Raw genomic sequence first — 5717 nt, 5'->3', positions numbered from 1 at the left:
GTTCTGCTGGGTCCAGCGCTGCCCGGTGGGTGTCTCCCGGAACTGCTGCAGGGCCCCGGCGTCGCCGCCGCCCTGCAGCAGTTCCGGGAGACACCCACCGGGCAGCGCTGGACCCAGCAGAACAAGAAGCTCATCCGCGTCGACCTCGGCATCGGCGGCCAGCCCGTACTGGCCCGCCAGGGCAGCATGGTGCTCTACCAGGGCAAGGTCGACTTCAGCTACAAGGGCGCGGGCTTCGCCGGCCGTATCGTCGGCAACGCCACCGGCCAGGAGATGCAGCTCATGCGCTGCACCGGCCAGGGCCAGGTGTTCCTCGCCGAGGACGCCACGATGCTGCACCCCATCGAACTCCAGGGCGACGGCATCTGCGTCTCCGCGGAGAACGTCCTCGCCTTCGACGAGAGCCTCCAGTACGAGGTCCGCCGTATCGAGGGCCACGGCATCCCCGGCGGTGCGCTGTTCACGATGCAGTTCACCGGCGTCGGCACCATCGTGGTGAAGACCCACGGCACGCCCGTCGTGCTGCCCGTCACCCCCACCACCTTCGCCGACTGCCACGCCGTCGTGGCCTGGTCGTCCGCCGCCCAGGTGGTCGTCTCCAGCCAGGTCCGCATGCGCCGCAACGCCTACGCGGGCGACACCGGGGAGAGCGTCAACCTCCAGTTCCGGGGCGCACCCGGCAACTTCATCGTCGTCCAGCCGTACGAGGTCTGAGGGAGCCCGTCATGAACCAGCCGTTTGCGGGCCACGCCCCCGCACCCGTCACCGCCCGCATGGAGAACCACGGCAACCACATGCTGAAGGTCGCCATGCAGACCGGACACGACCTGTTCGCCCGGGTCGGCTCGATGGTCGCCTACGAGGGCTTCATCCAGTACGAGCCGAACCCGTCGGCCGTGCGCCAGATCGCCCGCGACTGGATGACCGGCGAGGGCGCGCCCCTGATGAAGTGCTCCGGCGACGGGCTGCTCTACCTCGCCGACTACGGCGCGAACGTCGTCGTCATCAACCTCAACGGCGACGGCATCTCCGTCAACGCCACCAATCTGCTCGCCTTCGACGCCCACTTGCAGTGGGGTGTCGAACGAGTCAAGGGCCTGGCCAAGTTCGCCGGGCAGGGCCTGTGGAACACCAAGATCTCCGGGCAGGGCTGGGTGGCCCTCACCTCACGGGGCAAGCCGATCGTCGTCGACTGCGGCGGCGGCGAGGACGAGACGTACGTCGACCCGGACGCGCTGGTCGCGTGGTCGCCGAACCTGAAGGTGAAGGGCAAGCGCAGCTTCAAGGCGCAGTCCCTCATCGGCCGGGGCAGCGGCGAGGCCTACCAGATGGCCTTCTCCGGCCAGGGCATCGTCGTCGTCCAGCCCAGCGAGGACAGCACCGACCGCCTCCGGATCCGGGGCTGAGGGGGAGCCAGAACGCCATGCAGAGCCCGATTTTCGCCTACAACGACCAGCAGACCCAGGACCGCTGGAGCCTGCAGAACAAGCAGATGCTCCGCGTCACCCTGGAAGGGCACGACGACATCCTCGCCCGCAAGGGCACCATGGTCGCCCACCAGGGGATGGTCGAGTTCGACGCCGAGTTCCAGAGCAACCAGCAGGCACATGCGCGTGTCCGCACCGGCGAGGGCCTGGACCTGATGCGCTGCCACGGGCAGGGCACCGTCTACCTCGCCAACCTCGCCCAGCACGTCCACCTGGTGGACGTCGAGCAGGACGGGCTGACCGTCGACAGCCAGTACGTGCTCGCCATGGACTCCTCCCTGCACCACGAGGTCATCGCCGTGGACAGCCTGTACGGCATCTCCGGCTCGGGGAAGTACCAGCTGAACATCACCGGCCGCGGCAAGGTCGCCCTGATGACGTCCGGCATGCCGCTGATGCTGCACGTCACCCCGGACAAGTACGTCAACTGCGACGCCGATGCCATCGTCGCCTGGTCCACCGGGCTGCGCGTGCAGATGCAGGCCCAGACGCACTCCTCCGGCGTGTGGCGGCGGCGCGGCAGCACCGGCGAGGGCTGGGAGCTCAGCTTCATGGGCACCGGTATCGCACTGGTCCAGCCGAGTGAACTGCTGCCTCCGCAGAACGCTGTCATCGGGCAGGGCCTCGCCGCCCAGTACGGCATGGGCCAGCACGGGGCGCGCGGTCAGAACCAGGGCAACGTCTGGAGCTGAGCCCGCGCACAGCACAAGGAGGGGGCGGCCGGTCCGGTCGCCCCCTGCGCGTGTCCGGCGGGTCTCAGACGCCGAGCCGGGCCCGTGTCGCGGCCAGCAGCCGTACGACGGAGTCGTCGGCGACATCCGCGACCTCGTCGTAGGCGAACCAGCGGACGTCCAGCGACTCGTCGCTCACCGCGTGCCGGGCGGCCGGCGGGGCCAGCACCGCGTACTGCACGTCGAAGTGCTGATGGCACGGCGGCGGGATCGGATGCCGGTCCAGCCGGACCGGGCCGCCCGGCAGCAGCGACAGCCCCGCCACCCCGGACTCCTCCGTGGCCTCACGCAGCGCCGCCGCGGCGAGCGAAGGGTCCTGCGGCTCGCAGTGCCCGCCCATCTGCAGCCACATCCGCAGCTTGCGGTGCAGGGTCAGCAGCACCCGGCCCCCGTCGGGGTCGATCACCAGGGCACTGGCCGTGACATGACCCGCCGTGCAGGCTTTCCACACCCCGTCCGGGTGCGCCGCCAGATGGTCCAGGTAGGCCTGGCGCAGCTCGTCCTGGCCCTCGTACCCCTTCAGGACGAGGACCGCGTCGTCGTACAGGCTCACTCGGTGTCGTCGCCCTTGCCGTCGCCGTCGCCCGGGCTGTCCTCGCCCACGTCGTCCCGCTTCTTGTGCAGGTCCGGCTTGCCGGCCGCCTCACCGAGCATCTTGTCCAGCTCGGAGAAGTCGATGTGCTCGCGGTGCACGAAACCGTCCGGGTCGTCCAGATCCGTCGCCGTCGGCAGCATGTCCGGGTGCGCCCACAGCGCGTCACGGCCGTCCACGCCGCGCGCGTCGGTGAGCGACGCCCACAGCCGGGAGGCGTCCCGCAGGCGGCGCGGGCGCAGCTCCAGACCGATCAGCGTGGCGAACGTCTGCTCGGCCGGGCCCCCGGACGCGCGACGCCGGCGCAGCGTCTCGCGCAGCGCGTCCGCCGACGACAGCCGGGGCTTGGCGGCGGCGTGCACCACCGCGTCCACCCAGCCCTCCACCAGCGCCAGAGCCGTCTCCAGACGGGCCAGGGCGGCCTTCTGCTCCGGCGTGTCCTCCGGCTGGAACATGCCCTGCTGAAGCGCCTGCTGAAGCTCCTCCGGGTTCTGCGGATCGAACTGGCCGACCACGTCCTCCAGCTTCGCCGTGTCGACCTTGATCCCGCGCGCGTACCCCTCGACCGCGCCGAACAGATGCGAGCGCAGCCACGGCACATGCGCGAAGAGACGCTGGTGGGCGGCCTCGCGCAGGGCGAGATACAGCCGCACCTCGTCCGCCGGGACACCCAGGTCCTTGCCGAACACCTCGATGTTCACCGGCAGCAGCGCCGCCTTGCCGGCCGGGCCCAGCGGCAGGCCGACATCGGAGGAGCCGACGACCTCACCGGCGAGCACGCCCACGGCCTGACCGATCTGCGTGCCGAACATCACGCCGCCCATCGAGCGCATCATGCCGATCAGCGGGCCCGCCATGGCCTGCATCTCCTCCGGCAGGATGTCGCCCATCGCGCCGCCGACCCGCTCGGCGACCGGGTCGACCAGCTCCCGCCACGCGGGCAGGGTCGCCTCCACCCACTCCGCGCGGCTCCACGCCACGGCGGAGGCCGCGCCGGACGGCAGAGCCGTCACGTCGTCCAGCCACAGGTCCGCCAGGCGGACGGCCTCCTCCACGGCCTTGCGGTCGGCGGGGCCGACGCTGGCGTCCTTGGTGCCGTCAGAGGTGCCCTGGGACACCGTCTGGCGGGCGATCTGCTTGGCCATGTCCCAGTTCACCGGGCCGCCCTCGTAGGAGAGCATCTGGCCCAGCTGCTGGAACGCGGCGCCCAGATCGGTGGGGTTCAGCGAACCGAACATGGCAGCGAACGGATTGTCGGCGCCGGGGCCGCCAAAGCCCCCGGCTCCGGGCAGCCCGAAACCGAACGGGTTGGCCGGTCCCTGACCACCACCGCTCTGCTGGTCCTTCTTCTTGCCCTCGTCGCCGTTCTCCGGCTCCTCCGGCGGAAGGCCGAATCCGAATGGGGTGTCACTCACGGGATTCCTCGGCTGGTAAGGCCACCGGTTCCTTTCCGGCGGCGCGACTGCCCGACAACACCACCCAGCGTAGACACCACAAGCGGATCGGGCCTCGGTGCTTCGCCGACTGACAGCCTGCGGCAGGATGGATGCCACCTGGTACGTACGCGTCACTCGCGCTCGTATGAAGACAACCGCTGGAGACGCCCGGTGAGTTCCCCAGATCCGCAGGTTCGCGCAGCGCGAAACCCGTCAACCCCGTCCGTCAGGCGCGGACCCGTCGTCGCGGTCACCGGCGCCGCGTCCGGCGTGGGAGCCCTGCTCACCGAGCGGCTCGCCGCCTCGGAGGAGATCAAGCAGGTCATCGCCATCGACGAACGGCGCGGCGAGTGCGCGGCGGCCCAGTGGCACATCCTGGACGTGCGGGACCCCTCCATCGCCGACAAGCTGCGCGGCGCGGACGTGGTCGTGCACCTGGCGCTCGACCTCGACCTCGGGACCGACCCCGCCGCGCGGACGGCGTACAACGTCCGGGGGACCCAGACCGTGCTGACCGCCGCCGCGGCGGCCGGGGTGCACCGCGTGGTGCTGTGCACCTCCGCCATGGTCTACGGCGCGCTGCCGGACAACGAGCTGCCGCTGTCGGAGGACGCCGAGCTGCGCGCCACGGCGGAGGCGACGGGCGTCGGCGACCTGCTGGAGATCGAACGGCTCGCGCGGCGGGCGCCGCGGGCGCACCCCGGACTGAACGTGACCGTCGTACGGCCCGCGATCCTCGTAGGCGGCACCGACACCGCGCTGACCAGGTATTTCGAATCCCCTCGGCTGCTGGTGGTGGCCGGGTCGCGGCCGGCCTGGCAGTTCTGCCACGTCGAGGACCTGTGCAGCGCTCTGGAGTACGCCGTGCTGGAGAAGGTCGACGGGGAGCTGGCCGTCGGCTGCGACGGGTGGCTGGAGCAGGAGGAGGTCGAGCAGCTCAGCGGCATCCGGCGGATGGAGCTGCCGTCGGCGGTCGCGCTCGGTGCGGCGGCACGGCTGCACCGGATCGGGCTGACGCCGTCGCCTGCCGGGGACCTCGCGTACACGATGTACCCGTGGGTCGTCAGCGGCAGCAGGCTGCACGACGCGGGATGGCGGCCCGGGTGGACGAACGAGGAGGTGCTCGCCGAGCTGCTGGAGGAGGTGGCCGGGCGGCACACCGTCGCCGGGCGGCGGCTGGGGCGGAAGGACGCGACGGCGGCGGGGGCCGCGGGGGCGACGGTGGCGTTGCTCGGTGCGGCGGCCGTGGTGCGGCGGGCGCGGAAGGCGCGGCGCCGGGTGTGAGCCGTACGGCGCTGCCGCGCCGGGGGCTTGCCGGGGCGACGGCGCGGCCGTGCCGTGCCCGTGCGCGGGGTTCCGGTGCCCGGTGCTGGGCGGGGGTCCCCCGGCGTGGGTGTCGGCGCGGGGTGGGTCACGCCACCCGGCGCCCACGGGGGTCCCTCCCCCAGAGGGGGTACCCCCAGCGCCCCAG

6 protein-coding genes are annotated in these 5717 nt (G+C 71.8%); 4 read left to right on the top strand and 2 right to left on the bottom strand.

Features of this window, described 5'->3' with window-relative positions; all coding sequences use genetic code 11:
• The 3 genes from MTQ10_RS27155 to MTQ10_RS27145 all read left to right on the top strand — a co-directional run.
• The coding region (locus MTQ10_RS27155; RefSeq protein ID WP_247472882.1) for an AIM24 family protein at positions 1 to 714 on the top strand (714 nt) is incomplete at its 5' end.
• Positions 715 to 725: 11 nt separating this feature from the next.
• A complete protein-coding gene (locus MTQ10_RS27150; protein WP_247472881.1) occupies positions 726 to 1406 on the top strand; it encodes an AIM24 family protein in 681 nt (226 codons plus the stop codon).
• A gap of 17 nt (positions 1407 to 1423) precedes the next feature.
• Positions 1424 to 2179, top strand: a complete 756-nt coding sequence (locus tag MTQ10_RS27145) for an AIM24 family protein (RefSeq protein ID WP_247472880.1) — start codon at positions 1424 to 1426, stop codon at positions 2177 to 2179.
• Between the two features lie 64 nt (positions 2180 to 2243).
• On the opposite strand, the gene MTQ10_RS27140 is transcribed toward MTQ10_RS27145, so the two are convergent.
• Positions 2244 to 2771, bottom strand: coding sequence for an NUDIX hydrolase (locus MTQ10_RS27140; RefSeq protein WP_247472879.1), 528 nt, complete (start codon positions 2769 to 2771; stop codon positions 2244 to 2246).
• Complete coding sequence (locus MTQ10_RS27135) at positions 2768 to 4225, bottom strand: zinc-dependent metalloprotease (RefSeq protein ID WP_247472878.1); 1458 nt, start codon at positions 4223 to 4225, stop codon at positions 2768 to 2770. The genes MTQ10_RS27140 and MTQ10_RS27135 overlap by 4 nt, the downstream gene beginning before the upstream one ends.
• A gap of 192 nt (positions 4226 to 4417) precedes the next feature.
• Between MTQ10_RS27135 and MTQ10_RS27130 the strand changes: the two genes are divergently transcribed.
• Complete coding sequence (locus MTQ10_RS27130; protein ID WP_247472877.1) at positions 4418 to 5530, top strand: SDR family oxidoreductase; 1113 nt, start codon at positions 4418 to 4420, stop codon at positions 5528 to 5530.
• Positions 5531 to 5717 lie beyond the last annotated feature (187 nt).

Origin of the sequence: Streptomyces sp. XM83C, from assembly GCF_023072675.1 — a bacterium.
Classification (GTDB): Bacteria; Actinomycetota; Actinomycetes; order Streptomycetales; family Streptomycetaceae; genus Streptomyces; species Streptomyces thermocoprophilus.
Note: the sequence above shows the minus strand (reverse complement) of the source record. Positions and strands in the feature narration are given on the sequence as shown.